Consider the following 14984-nt stretch of genomic DNA (forward strand, 5'->3'; position numbering starts at 1 on the left):
CCCCATCATGGATGCGTTTGAACTCCCCGACACTCTGGCTCAGGCGCTTCAGCGTCGCGCCTTGCATACGCCGGATCGGCTGGCGCTGCGTTTTCTCACCGATGAGAAAGACCAGGGCCTGGTGTTGACCTACCGTGATCTGGACCTGCGCGCGCGGACCATCGCTGCTGCGCTGCAATGCCAGGCCGTGCCGGGGGACCGGGCGATTTTGCTGTTCCATAGCGGGCCCGACTACGTCGCGGCGTTCTTCGGCTGCCTGTATGCCGGGATCATTGCCGTGCCGGCTTATCCGCCGGAATCCAGCCGCCGTCATCACCAGGAGCGCCTGCTGTCGATCATCGCCGATGCCGAGCCGCGTCTGCTGCTGACCGGCTCCGATTTGCAGCCTGCCTTAATGCAGATGGACGAGCTGTCCGCCGCCGAGGCGCCGCCACTGCTCTGTGTCGATACGTTGCCTGCTGCCCCGGCACAAGACTGGCAGGGTCCGCAGCTGCAGGCCGACGATATCGCGTTCCTGCAATACACCTCGGGCTCGACCGCACTGCCCAAGGGCGTGCAGGTCACACACGGCAACCTGGTCGCCAACGAGTTGTTGATCCGCCACGGCTTCGGCATCGACGTCAACCCGGACGACGTGATTGTCAGCTGGCTGCCGCTGTACCACGACATGGGCCTGATCGGCGGCTTGCTGCAGCCGATTTTCAGCGGCGTCCCGTGCATCCTCATGGCCCCCGCGTACTTCCTTGCACGGCCATTGCGCTGGCTGGAAGCGATCAGTGAATACGGCGGCACCATCAGCGGTGGGCCTGACTTTGCCTACCAGCTGTGCAGCACACGGGTCAGCGATTCGGCGCTGGAACGTCTGGACCTGAGTCGCTGGCGCGTGGCGTATTCGGGCTCCGAGCCGATTCGCGAAGACAGCCTGAGAGTATTTGCCGAGAAGTTCGCAAGTTGCGGCTTCACGCCTGACAGCTTCATGGCGTCCTACGGCCTGGCCGAAGCGACGCTGTATGTGGCCGGGGGCAAGCGCGGCAAGGGTATTCCATCGCTGCGTCTGAATGCGCAGGCGCTGGCGCGCAATGTCGCAGAACCGGGCGACGGTCAGCCGGTCATGAGCTGCGGCACGGGTCAGCCGGGGCATGGCGTACTGATCGCCGACCCGGTCAGCCTGCAGGCGCTCGGCGAAAATCAGGTTGGCGAGGTCTGGGCCAGCGGGCCGAGCATCGCCCACGGTTACTGGCGCAATCCTGAAGCCACCGCCAGGGCATTCGTGCAGCATGCCGGGCAGACCTGGCTGCGGACCGGCGACCTGGGGTTTCAGCGTCACGGCGAGCTGTACATTACTGGCCGCTTGAAGGACATGCTGATTGTCCGTGGCCACAACCTGTATCCGCAGGACATCGAAAAGCTCATCGAAGGTGAAGTGGATGTCGTGCGCAAAGGCCGGGTGGCGGCGTTTGCCGTTACTCAGAACGGTAGTGAAGGCATCGGCATTGCCGCTGAAATCAGCCGCAGCGTGCAGAAAATCCTCACGCCCGAAGCGTTGATCAAGATCATCCGGCAGACCGTGGCCGAGGCGTTCCAGGAAGCGCCGAGTGTCGTGGTGCTGCTCAATCCGGGCGCGCTGCCCAAGACCTCCAGCGGCAAATTGCAGCGCTCGGCCTGCCGCACGCGTCTGGCCGATGGCAGCCTGGACAGCTACGCGGTGTTTCCTGCGAGCGATACCACTCTTTCAGGCCGTACCCCAGGCAGCGGCTCGGACCTGCAAGCGCAGATCGCCACAGTATGGTGCGAGCAACTGCAATGTGAGCAGGTCAGTGCCGACGACCATTTCTTCCTGTTGGGCGGCAATTCGATTATCGCGACTCAGGTCGTGGCCCGCTTGCGCGAAACGCTGGGGATAGACCTGAACCTGCGGCTGCTCTTTGAAGCGCCGACGCTGGCGGCCTTCGCGGCACAGGTCGAAACGCTACAGATCTCCGCCTTGCAAGGCGACAGCCAGACGCAGAGCGCCATCGCCCGATTGCCCGGCAACGAGCATCTGCCACAGTCCATGGCCCAGAACCGCCTGTGGTTCCTCTGGCAGCTCGACCCGCACAGCAGCGCCTACAACATTCCCGGCGGGCTCCATCTGCGCGGTGAACTGGACAGCACTGCATTGCGCACCAGCTTCCAGCGCCTGATCGAGCGCCATGAATCGCTGCGCACGCGCTTCTACGAGCAGGACGGCGTGGCCCTGCAACGTATCGATGCGCCGGGTGAATTTCACCTCGACACCCTCGATATCAGCGATCTGCCCAGCGCCGAGCGTCAGGCACGGGCCGTGGCGATTCGCGAACAGCAGGCGCGCTTGCCGTTCGATCTGCAACACGGTCCGCTGCTGCGCGTCACACTGCTGCAACTGGACGAAGAAGAGCATCAATTACTGGTCACGCTGCACCACATCATTGCCGATGGCTGGTCGCTGAATGTGCTGATCGACGAGTTTTCGCGCCTTTATGCCTCGGCTGTTCAGGGCCAGACTGTGGAACTGGCTCCTTTGCCGCTGCGTTACGCCGATTACGGCCAATGGCAGCGCGAATGGCTGGCTAACGGCGAGGCCGAGCGCCAGTTGGCTTATTGGCAGCAACAACTGGGTGATGAGCAGCCGGTTCTGACGCTGAACACCGACCACACGCGTTCAGCCCGCCAGCAGCACAGTGCGTCGCGCTACAGCCTGCGCCTGACTGCCGAACTGAGCGCCGCCGTACGCAACACCGCGCAAGCCTGGCAATCGACGTCTTTCATGTTCCTGCTGGCAGGGTTCCAGACCCTGTTGCATCGTTACAGTGGGCAGACCGACATTCGTATCGGTGTGCCCGGCGCCAATCGGCCACGCCATGAAACCCAGGGCCTGATCGGCTTCTTCATCAACACCCTGGTACTGCGCGCACAGTTGGACCCGCGTCTGCCATTCTCGACGCTGCTGGCCCAGACCCGGCAGGCTGCGCTTGAAGCCCAGGCCCATCAGGACGTGCCGTTCGAGCAACTGGTCGAAGCGTTTCCGCAGGCGCGTGAGCACGGTCTGTTCCAGGTCATGTTCAACCACCAGCAACGCGACCTCGGCGCGCTGCGTCGCTTGCCGGGGCTGCTGGCCGAAGAACTGCCGTGGCACAGCCGCGAGGCCAAGTTCGATTTGCAACTGCACAGCGAGGAGGACCGCAATGGTCGCCTGACGTTGTCCTTCGATTACGCTGACGAACTGTTTGAACACGAGACCATCGTGGCCATGGCTCAGCACTATGTACGACTGCTGACGCAGGTCAGCCAGCAGGCACAGCTCGCGCTGGGGGATGTGCAACTGCTCAGCGCCGAGGAGCAGGACCAACAGGCGCAATGGAGCGCCGCGCCTTGCACGCCGGCCACACTGTGGTTGCCTGAACTGCTGGACCGCCAGGCGCGACAGACCCCGGAACGTATCGCACTGGTGTGGGAGGGCGGCAGCCTCGACTTCGTCAGCCTGCACACACAGGCCAACCGTCTGGCGCATTACCTGCGCGACAAGGGCGTGGGTCCGGACATCAAGGTGGCGATCGCCGCCGAGCGTTCGCCGCAGCTGTTGATCGGGCTGCTGGCGATCATCAAGGCGGGCGGGGCTTATGTGCCGCTGGACCCGGATTATCCGCTGGATCGACTCGCCTACATGCTGCAAGACATCGGGGTCGAACTGCTGCTGACCCAGAGCCATCTGCTGGGCGATCTGCCGAGCGCCGAAGGCGTGTGCACAGTCGCGATGGACACGCTGCACCTGGACAACTGGCCGGTCAGCGCGCCGCGGCTGAGCCTGCACGGCGACAACCTGGCGTACGTGATTTACACCTCCGGCTCGACCGGTCAGCCCAAGGGCGTTGGCAACACCCATGCGGCCCTGGCCGAGCGCCTGCAATGGATGCAGGACACCTACGCGCTGGATGAAAGCGACGTGCTGATGCAAAAGGCACCTATCAGCTTCGATGTTTCGGTATGGGAATGCTTCTGGCCGCTGATCACCGGCTGCCGCCTGCTGCTGGCAGGCCCCGGTGAACACCGCGACCCGCAGCGCATCGCGCAGTTGATCAACGCGTATTCGGTGACCACGCTGCACTTCGTGCCGCCGCTGCTGCAACTGTTTATCGATGAGCCGCTGGCGCAGCAGTGCAGCAGCCTGCGCCGCCTGTTCTCTGGCGGCGAAGCGTTGCCCGGCGAGCTGCGCAATCGGGTGCTGGAGCAACTGCCCGACGTACAACTGCACAACCGCTATGGCCCGACTGAAACCGCGATCAACGTCACCCACTGGCAGTGCCGGATCAGCGACGGCCTGCGCTCGCCGATCGGCCGTCCATTGGCCAATGTGCTGTGCCGGGTGCTGGACAGCGAACTGAATCCGCTGCCACGCGGAGTGGCCGGGGAGCTGTGCATCGGTGGCATCGGGCTGGCGCGTGGTTATCTGAGGCGTCCCGGGTTGACTGCCGAGCGCTTTGTCGCCGATCCGCTGGGGCAAGCGGGTGAGCGTCTGTATCGCACCGGGGACCTGGTACGCTGGGCCGCCGATGGCGCGCTGGAATACCTCGGTCGTCTGGATCAGCAGGTCAAACTGCGCGGTTTCCGCGTCGAACCACAAGAGATCGAAGCCCGCTTGCTGGCCCAGGCGGGCGTAGGCCAGGCAGCCGTGCTGCTGCGCGAAACCGTTGCCGGGCCGCAACTGATCGGTTATTACACCGCCGAAGCAGGGCAGAACGTCGAGGCCGAGCGGATCAAGTCGGCGCTGACTCTGGAGCTGCCGGATTACATGGTCCCGGCGCAGCTGGTGCGCCTCGACAACATGCCCCTGAGCCCGAGCGGCAAACTGGATCGCCGCGCCTTGCCCGAGCCGCAATGGCAGACCCGCGAGCACGTCGAGCCGCAGACGGATCTGCAAAAACAGATCGCCGCTATCTGGCGACAGGTGCTGGGCGTGCCGCGTGTCGGCTTGCGCGATGATTTCTTCGAGCTGGGCGGGCACTCGTTACTGGCCACGCAGATCATTTCCCGTGTGCGTCAGGCGTGCGACATCGACCTGCCGTTGCGGGCTCTGTTCGAAGCCAGCGAGCTGGGCGCGTTTGCCGCACAGGTTGATGCCATTCAGCTGTCAGGCGCGCGCAGCAGCCTGCAGCCGATTGCCCGCGTCGACCGCAGCCAGCCGGTGCCGTTGTCCTATTCCCAGCAGCGCATGTGGTTCCTCTGGCAGATGGAGCCGGACAGCCCGGCCTACAACGTCGGCGGCATGGCGCGCCTGAAGGGCGTACTGAACATCGAGTGTTTCGAGGCCGCGCTGCAAGCCTTGATCCTGCGCCATGAAACCCTGCGCACCACGTTCCCGAGCGTCAACGGCGTAGCGTGCCAGCAGGTCAGCGAGCAGTCCGGCCTGCGCGTGCAATGGCAGGACTACTCGGCATTGCCCGCCGAACGTCGTCAGCAGCGCATTCAGGCTCTGGCCGACAGCGAGGCGCATCAGCCTTTCGATCTGGAAACCGGGCCTTTGCTGCGTGCGTGTCTGGTCAAGTCGAGCGACCTTGAGCATTACTTCGTCCTGACCCTGCACCACATCGTCACCGAAGGCTGGGCGATGGACATTTTCGCCCGCGAACTGGGCCTGCTTTACGAAGCTTTCCTTGACGGACGAGCATCGCCACTGGAACCACTGGCGGTGCACTATCTGGATTACAGCGTCTGGCAACGGCAGTGGATGGAAGCCGGCGAACGCCAGCGCCAGCTCGATTACTGGACCGCGCAGCTGGGCAACGAGCATCCATTGCTGGAGCTGCCTGCGGACCGGCCGCGGCCGGCGGTGCAAAGCCATCAGGGCGAACTGTACCGCTTCGATCTGAACGCCGATCTGGCCGCGAAAGTTCGTGCATTCAATGCCCGCAACGGCCTGACCCTGTTCATGACCATGACCGCCACCCTGGCGGTATTGCTCTACCGCTACAGCGGCCAGAACGACCTGCGCATCGGCGCGCCGGTGGCCAACCGTATCCGTCCGGAAAGCGAAGGGCTGATCGGCGCGTTCCTCAATACTCAGGTGTTGCGCGTGCAGCTTGACGGGCAGATGAGTGTTGCCCAGCTGTTCGAACAGGTTCGCCACACGGTGATCGAAGGCCAGTCGCATCAGGACCTGCCGTTCGATCATCTGGTCGAAGCCCTGCAACCGCCACGCAGCGCGGCCTACAATCCACTGTTTCAGGTTATGTGCAACGTGCAGCGCTGGGAATTCCAGCAAAGTCGCGAGCTGGCGGGCATGACCGTCGATTACCTGGTCAACGATGCGCGAGCCACCAAGTTCGACCTCAATCTGGAAGTCACCGAGCTGGATCACCGCCTGGGTTGCTGCCTGACCTACAGCACCGATCTGTTCGATGAGCCGCGCATCGCGCAGATGGCCGAACACTGGCTGAACCTGTTGCAGGCGCTGCTTGCAGACCCTCAACAACGCCTGAGTGAACTGCCGCTGTTGCAGGATACAGAGCGTCAGCAACTGCTCGACAGCCTCGGCGTCGAAGCGGGTGAACAACGGCTCGACCAATGCATTCACAGCCTGTTCGCCGAGCAGGCACAACGGCGTGCAGACGCGCCGGCGCTGACTTTCGCCGGGCAAACCCTCAGCTACGCCGAGCTGGACGCCAGGGCCAACCAATTGGCCTGGATGCTCCGCGAGCGCGGCGTCGGCCCGCAGGTTCGCGTCGGTCTGGCGCTGCCGCGCTCGCTGGACATGGTCGTCGGCCTGCTGGCGATCCTCAAGGCCGGTGGTGCTTATGTGCCGCTCGACCCGGAATACCCGCTGGAACGTCTGCACTACATGATCGAAGACAGCGGCGTCGGGCTGCTGCTGAGCGATCGTGCCCTGTTTGCCGCACTGGGCGAGTTGCCTGACGGTGTTGCCCGCTGGTGCCTGGAAGATGATCAGCCATTGATGGCGTCCTGCCCGACCCGTGAGCTGCCGTTCATCAGCCTGCCGCAGCATCAGGCGTACCTGATCTACACCTCCGGTTCGACCGGCAAACCCAAGGGCGTGGTGGTGTCCCATGGTGAAATCGCCATGCATTGCCAGGCGGTGATCCGGCGCTTCGACATGCGCCCTGACGACTGCGAGCTGCATTTCTACTCGATCAATTTCGATGCCGCCACCGAGCGCCTGCTGGTGCCATTGCTCAGCGGTGCACGCGTGGTGCTGCGTGCTCAGGGACAGTGGGACGCCGAAGAAATCTGCACGCTGATTCGTCAGCAGCAGGTCAATATTCTCGGCTTCACGCCCAGTTACGGCAGCCAGTTGGCGCAGTGGCTGGCGACTCAGGGCCAGACCCTGCCGGTGCGCATGTGCATCACTGGCGGCGAAGCGCTGACCGGCGAACACCTGCAACGCATCCGTGCGGTGTTCCAGCCCGAGTTGTTGTTCAATGCCTATGGCCCGACCGAAACCGTGGTCATGCCATTGGCCAGCCTGGCCCCGCAGCAACTGGAAGAGGGCGAAGCCAGCGTGCCGATCGGTCGCGTGGTCGGCGCAAGGGTGGCCTACATTCTCGACGCCGATCTGGCGCTGGTGCCCCAGGGCGCGAGCGGCGAGCTGTACATCGGCGGAGCGGGCCTGGCGCAGGGCTATCACCAGCGCCCCGGCATGACTGCCGAACGCTTCGTGGCCGATCCATTCGCCAGCAACGGCGGACGTCTGTATCGCACCGGCGATCTGGTGCGCCAGCGCGCCGACGGGCTGGTGGAATACCTGGGGCGTATCGACCATCAAGTGAAGATTCGCGGTTTCCGTATCGAACTGGGGGAAATCGAGACCCGTTTGCTGGAGCACGCGGCGGTCCGCGAAGCCATTGTGCTGGCGCTGGACACGCCGTCGGGCAAGCAGCTGGCGGGCTATCTGGTCAGCGATGTGGCCGGGCAGGGCGACGAGCAGCAGACGCAACTGCGTGAATCGCTCAAGTCGCACCTCAAGGCGCAACTGCCGGACTACATGGTGCCGACCCACCTGATCCTGCTCGACAGCATGCCGCTGACCGCCAACGGCAAACTCGACCGCCGTGCCTTGCCTGCACCAGACCCGGAACTCAATCGTCAACACTACGTAGCGCCTGCCAGCGAGCTGGAACAACAGCTGGCGGCGATCTGGTGTGCGGTGCTGAACGTGGAAAAAGTCGGCCTCAACGATAACTTCTTCGAACTGGGCGGCGACTCGATCCTGTCGATTCAGGTGGTCAGCCGGGCGCGCCAGCTGGGTATTCACTTCAGCCCGCGTGATCTGTTCCAGCACCAGACCGTGCAGACCCTCGCTGCCGTGGCCACCACCCACGAACTGATTCAGGCCGAACAGGGCTTGCTCGACGGTGCTTCCGGCCTGACGCCGATTCAGCAGTGGTTTTTCGCCACGCCGATCCCCGAGCGTCAGCACTGGAACCAGTCGCTGTTGCTGGAGCCGCTCAGCGCGCTGGACCCGAGCCTGCTGGAGCAGGCGTTACGTGTGCTACTCGAACAACACGACGCCCTGCGCCTGAGTTTCACCGAGCATGAGGGTACGTGGCAGGCTGAACACCGCGCAGTGACAGCCGACACTCTTTTGATTCAGGCGCAGGTCACCGACATGGCCGAATGCGCAGCCTTGTACGCCGACACCCAGCGTAGCCTCGACCTGCAAAACGGTCCGCTGCTGCGCGCCTTGCTCGTCGACGGTCCGCAGGGCCGGCAACGGTTGCTGATGGTCATTCATCACCTGGTAGTCGACGGCGTGTCATGGCGTGTGCTGCTCGACGATCTGCAAAGCGCTTATCGTCAACTGCGCGATGCAGCCCCCGTGCGCCTTGCGGCGAAGACCAGCGCCTTCCGCGACTGGGCCGCACGTCTGCAGGCCTATGCAGGCAATGAATCGTTACGTGAAGAACTGCACGTGTGGCAGCGTCAGCTTGGCGGCCCTGCTGCGCAGTTGCCATGCCATAACCCGCAGGGCGGTCGGCAGAATCGTCATGCGCAGACGGTCAGCGTGCGCCTGGATGCCGAACGTACCCGGCAACTGCTGCAACAGGCGCCGAGTGCCTACCGAACCCAGGTCAACGACCTGCTGCTGACCGCACTGGCACAGGTGGTCTGCCGCTGGAGCGGGCAGCCGTCGACGCTGATCCAGCTTGAAGGTCACGGCCGTGAAAACCTGTTCGACGACATCGATCTGACCCGTACGGTGGGCTGGTTCACCAGCGCCTATCCGCTGCGCCTGACGCCAGCGCCGGCTGTCGATTCAGCACCGGGCGACTCGATCAAGGCGATCAAGGAACAACTGCGTCAGGTGCCGCACAAGGGGCTGGGCTATGGCGTGCTGCGCTACCTGGCCGACGGTGCCAGCAAGGCCGCCATGCAGGCACTGCCGCTGGCGCCGATCACCTTCAACTACCTCGGCCAGTTCGATCAGAGCTTCGCTGACGACGCGCTGTTCCGTCCGCTGGAAGAGTCGCCAGGTGCCGCACACGATCCGCAGGCGCCACTGCCCAACGAACTGAGCATCGACAGTCAGGTGTATGGCGGTGAGTTGTTGCTGCGCTGGACCTTCAGTGCCGAGCGCTATGAACCCGCCGCCATCGAAGCACTGGCGCAGGATTACCTGGCCCGCCTGCAGGCGCTGATTGCCCATTGCCTGGCCGATGGCAGCGGCGGCCTGACACCGTCGGACTTCCCGCTGGCTGCTCTGGATCAGGCGCAGCTCGACGCGCTGCCGGTTCCGCCAAGCCACATCGAGGACGTCTACCCACTGACCCCGATGCAGGAGGGCATGCTGCTGCACACCCTGCTGGAGCCGGGCACCGGGCTGTATTACATGCAGGACCGCTACCGCATCGACAGCGCGCTGGACCCGCAGCGTTTCGCCCAGGCCTGGCAAGCGGTAATCGCCCGTCACGAAGCGCTGCGAGCTTCGTTCTGCTGGAACATCGGCGAGACCATGCTGCAGGTCATTCACAAGCCGGGCAGCACGCCAATCGATTATCTGGACTGGCGTGACGTGCCCGCGGAGCAGCAGGAGCCGCACTTGCAGGCCCTGCTCAAGTCCGAACGCGAGGCGGGATTCGCGCTGCTCGATCAACCGCCGTTCCACCTGTGCCTGATCCGCGTCGACGAGGCGCGCTACTGGTTCATGATGAGCAACCACCACATCCTCATCGATGCCTGGTGCCGCTCGCTGCTGATGAACGACTTCTTCGACATTTACACTGCGCTGGGCGAAGGCCGCGATGCGCAACTGGCACCTGCACCACGCTATCGCGACTACATCGGCTGGTTGCAACGCCGTGGTCTGGCGCAGGCGCGTGACTGGTGGCGAGACAACCTGCGCGGCTTCGAGCGACCCACGCCGATCCCCAGCGACCGGCCGTTCCTGCGTGAACATGCCGGCGACAGCGGTGGCATGGTGGTGGGTGACTGCTACACCCGTCTCGATGAACGCGACGGCGCGCAACTGCGCGAACTGGCGCAGCAGCATCAACTGACCGTCAACACCTTCGCCCAGGCGGCGTGGGCGCTGACCCTGCGGCGCATGAGCGGTGATCGCGACGTAGTATTCGGCGTCACCGTGGCCGGGCGGCCGGTGGAACTGCCGCAGATGCAACGCACGGTCGGGTTGTTCATCAACACCATCGCCCTGCGTGTCGGCATGCCGGCCGACGATCAGCGTTGCAGCGTTCGCCAGTGGCTCAGTCAGTTGCTGGACAGCAACATGCAACTGCGCGAGTACGAATACCTGCCGCTGGTGACCATTCAGGAAAACAGCGAGCTGCCCAAGGGCCAGCCGCTGTTCGACAGCCTGTTCGTGTTCGAGAACGCGCCAGTCGAGGTTTCGGTGCTGGACCGTGCGCAAAGCCTGAATGCCACCTCGGATTCCGGTCGCACCCACACCAACTACCCGCTGACCGCAGTCTGCTATCCGGGCGATGACCTGGGCCTGCACCTGTCCTACGATCAGCGCTATTTCGACGAATCCACCGTGCAAAGCATGCTCAGTGAGTTCAAACGCCTGCTGCTGGCGCTGGTCGAAGGCTTTCATGGCGACATGGCCGAACTGGCGCTGGTCAGCGAGCAGGAACGCGCTTTCCTGATGGAAGGCTGCAATCAGAGCGACCATGCCTACCCGCTGGATAAAAGCTATGTCGAGCTGTTCGAGGCGCAGGTCGCGGCGCATCCGGAGCGCATTGCGGTCAGTTGCCTGGACCGCCAGCTCAGCTATACCGAGCTGAATATCGCCAGCAACCGTCTGGGCCATGCCCTGATTGAGGCGGGTGTCGGTTTCGATCAGCCGGTTGCCGTGCTCGCCGAGCGCGGCGTTGAACTGCCGGGCATGATCATCGGCAGCTTCAAGGCCGGTGCCGGTTACCTGCCGCTGGACCCGGCGCTGCCGAACTCCCGGCTGAGCGGCATCATCGCCCAGAGCGCCACGCCGCTGCTGGTGTGCAGCGCTGATTGCCTGGAACAGGGCAGGGCGCTGCTCGCTGCACTGCCCGAAGCGCGCCGACCGCAGTTGCGGGTCTGGGAAGACGTGCAGCAGAGCGATTCCGCGCAGCACAACCCTGGCCGCTACAGCGCGCCGGACAACCTCGCTTATGTGATCTTCACCTCAGGCTCTACCGGATTGCCGAAAGGCGTGATGGTTGAGCAGCGCGGCATGCTCAATAACCAGTTGAGCAAGGTGCCTTATCTGAGCCTGAGCGACCGCGATGTGATCGCCCAGACCGCCTCGCAGAGTTTCGACATTTCGGTCTGGCAGTTCCTCGCCGCGCCGCTGTTTGGCGCGCGGGTGGACATTGTGCCGAACGACATCGCCCGCGATCCGCAGGCGCTGTTGGCGCACGTTCAGGCGCAGCGCATCAGCGTGCTGGAAAGCGTACCGTCGCTGATCACCGGCCTGCTCGCCGAACCGCAGGCAGCGCTCGACAGCCTGCGCTGGATGCTGCCGACCGGTGAAGCCATGCCGCCGGAACTGGCCAGCCAGTGGCTGCAACGTTACCCGCAGATCGGCCTGGTGAATGCCTATGGTCCGGCCGAGTGTTCCGATGATGTGGCGTTCTTCCGGGTCGATGCGCAGTCCACACGCAGCGCTTACCTGCCGATCGGTTCGCCGACCGACAACAACCGCCTGTACCTGCTCGACGATGCGCTGGACCTCGTGCCGCTGGGCGCGGTTGGTGAGCTGTGCGTGGCCGGGGCCGGTGTCGGTCGCGGTTATGTCGCTGATCCGCTGCGCACCGTGCCGGTGTTTGTGCCGCATCCGTTCGGTGCGCCAGGCGAGCGTCTGTACCGCACCGGTGACCTGGCGCGGCGGCGCAAGGACGGCGTGCTGGAGTACGTCGGCCGGGTCGACCATCAGGTGAAGATTCGTGGCTATCGCATCGAGCTGGGCGAAATCGAAACCCGCCTGCTGGAGCATCCGGGCATCCGCGAGTCAGTGGTGCTGGACGTCGACGGCCCATTGGGCAAGGTGCTGGCGGCCTACCTGGTACCACGCTCCGCGACGCAGGATCACGAGGCCCTGTGTGATGAGGTGAAAAACCACCTCAAGGCCAGCCTGCCGGACTACATGGTGCCGACGCATCTGGTGCTGCTGGAGGCCATGCCGCTGACCCCGAACGGCAAGCTGGACCGCAGGGCCCTGCCGGCGCCGGACGTCAGCCTGGCACAGCAGGATTACCTGCCGCCACAGACGGAAATGGAGCAGCAACTCGCGACGATCTGGGCCGATGTGCTCAAGGTCGAGCGCGTGGGCATTACCGACAACTTCTTCGAGTTGGGCGGCCACTCGCTGCTCGCGACCCAGGTAGTGACGCGTGCGCAGAAGCTCTTGCAACGTAACGTGCCGTTGCGGGCGATGTTCGAATTCAACACCGTTCAGGCGTTGGCGCAGCACCTGGAAAGCCTTGGCGGAGCGCAGGTCGACGAGCAGAAATTCGACCGTCTGGCGGGCTTGATGGCAGAACTGGAAGGGCTCTGATCAGCCTCTCGTCGGCGCGCGGTGGCTGCGGGTAAAAAACTCGTTGGCGGGTGTAAATCCGCAGCTCGCTGGCGCGTTTTCAAAGGAACGAACACACACCTGAAGCGGCATGCGCCAACGCTCATGCTTCAGGTCATTAAAGCCGCGTATTGAGGGTTGCACAGATGTCAGTCGCTACCAGGTTTATCGATGATCAGCCGGCACGGGTTGCCCCGGCTGCGGCTGAGACGCTCTACCAGTTCGACGAATCGCCACTGCTGGCTCGACAGAGTCGTCAGGAGTCCAACGCACGCAGCTACCCACGGCGCATACCGCTGGCGCTCAAACGCGCCAAGGGTATTCACGTCGAGGACGTCGAAGGGCGGCGCTTCATCGATTGCCTGGCAGGCGCAGGTACTCTGGCGTTGGGGCATAACCATCCGGTAATTATCGAAGCGATCCAGCAAGTCATCGCCGACGAGTTGCCACTGCACACCCTGGACCTCACCACGCCGGTCAAAGACCAGTTCGTTCAGGACCTGTTCGGCCTGCTGCCGCCAGCGCTGGCCGATGATGCGAAGATTCAGTTCTGCGGTCCGACCGGCACCGATGCGGTGGAAGCCGCGTTGAAGCTGGTGCGTACCGCTACCGGGCGCAGTACGGTGTTGTCATTTCAGGGCGGTTATCACGGCATGAGCCAGGGCGCGTTGAGCCTGATGGGCAGTCTGGGCCCGAAAAAGCCGCTGGGTGCGTTGCTCGGCACAGGCGTGCAGTTTCTGCCGTACCCCTATGATTACCGCTGCCCGTTCGGGCTTGGCGGTGAGCAGGGCGTGCGCGCCAACCTGCATTATCTGGAAAACCTGCTCAACGACCCGGAAGCCGGCGTGCAATTGCCTGCAGCGGTCATCCTTGAAGTGGTGCAGGGCGAGGGCGGAGTGATCCCCGCTGATCTGGACTGGCTGCGCGGCGTGCGACGCATCACCGAAAAGGCCGGTGTGGCGCTGATCGTCGATGAAATCCAGAGCGGTTTCGCACGCACCGGCAAGATGTTTGCCTTCGAGCATGCCGGGATCATCCCGGACGTAGTGGTCATGTCCAAAGCCATCGGCGGCAGTCTGCCACTGGCGGTGGTGGTCTATCGTTCATGGCTGGATACCTGGCTGCCGGGCGCTCACGCCGGGACCTTTCGCGGCAATCAGATGGCCATGGCTACCGGTTCTGCCGTAATGCGCTATCTTCAGGAGCACTCTATTTGCGCACACGCGACAGCCATGGGCGCGCGTCTGTCCGGGCATTTGCGTGCCTTGCAGCGTGACTTCCCGCAACTGGGCGATATTCGCGGGCGCGGGCTGATGCTCGGTGTCGAACTCGTCGATCCGTCCGGTGCGCGCGATGCGCAGGGTCATCCGCCGGTATTTGCGCGTCTGGCCCCGCTGATCCAGCGTGAATGCCTCAAGCGCGGGCTGATCCTGGAGCTGGGAGGTCGACATGCCAGCGTGGTACGTTTTCTGCCACCGCTGATCATCACTGCCGAGCAGATCGACGAAGTGGCAGAGATCTTCGGCCGCGCGCTGAACGCCGCCGTCGCCCAGGTTTAATTTTTCGACGTAGTGATACGTTCAATCCCTACAGCTGCCATGAATTGGCACGGCAGCCCTGAACACACATGGAGAGCAGCAATGACTTCAGTATTCGATCGGGAAGACATCGTCTTTCAAGTTGTAGTCAACCACGAAGAACAGTATTCCATCTGGCCCGACTACAAGGCGATCCCCAACGGCTGGCGCACCGTGGGCAAAAGCGGTTTCAAGAAAGAATGCCTGGCCTACATCGAAGAAGTCTGGACCGACATGCGTCCCCTGAGCCTGCGCCAGAAAATGGAAGCGCAGACGGCCTGATTGACGGTCTGCACGGATACTTCGATTATCGTGCGACGTCGGCATGCCGTTCCGGACGCTCCGCGTCCTCTTGACGACGCAGAGCGTCG

3 protein-coding genes are annotated in these 14984 nt (G+C 63.7%); all 3 read left to right on the top strand.

The window, feature by feature from the left end; all coding sequences use genetic code 11:
* The first annotated feature begins 7 nt into the window (after window positions 1-7).
* The 3 genes from BLR20_RS00635 to BLR20_RS00645 all read left to right on the top strand — a co-directional run bounded on the left by BLR20_RS00635 (window position 8) and on the right by BLR20_RS00645 (window position 14895).
* The gene (locus BLR20_RS00635) at window positions 8-13018 is read left to right on the top strand and encodes a non-ribosomal peptide synthetase (protein WP_054993084.1); all 13011 of its coding nucleotides are present in this window, start codon (window positions 8-10) and stop codon (window positions 13016-13018) included.
* A gap of 164 nt (window positions 13019-13182) precedes the next feature.
* Entirely contained in the window at window positions 13183-14595 is a 1413-nt protein-coding gene (locus BLR20_RS00640; protein ID WP_010426801.1) for an aspartate aminotransferase family protein, read from the top strand.
* Between the two features lie 81 nt (window positions 14596-14676).
* Window positions 14677-14895 carry an MbtH family protein gene (locus tag BLR20_RS00645; RefSeq protein WP_003304661.1) on the top strand — a complete coding sequence of 73 codons (219 nt, stop codon included), beginning with the start codon at window positions 14677-14679 and terminating at the stop codon, window positions 14893-14895.
* Window positions 14896-14984 lie beyond the last annotated feature (89 nt).

It is taken from the genome of Pseudomonas congelans, from assembly GCF_900103225.1.
In the GTDB taxonomy this organism is placed as follows: domain Bacteria; phylum Pseudomonadota; class Gammaproteobacteria; order Pseudomonadales; family Pseudomonadaceae; genus Aquipseudomonas; species Aquipseudomonas congelans.

Excerpts from the sequence above, each read along its gene's own strand:
- BLR20_RS00635 (WP_054993084.1), top strand. The coding sequence starts at position 8 with ATGGATGCGTTTGAACTCCCCGACACTCTGGCTCAGGCGCTTCAGCGT.
- BLR20_RS00640 (WP_010426801.1), top strand. The coding sequence starts at position 13,183 with ATGTCAGTCGCTACCAGGTTTATCGATGATCAGCCGGCACGGGTTGCC.
- BLR20_RS00645 (WP_003304661.1), top strand. The coding sequence starts at position 14,677 with ATGACTTCAGTATTCGATCGGGAAGACATCGTCTTTCAAGTTGTAGTC.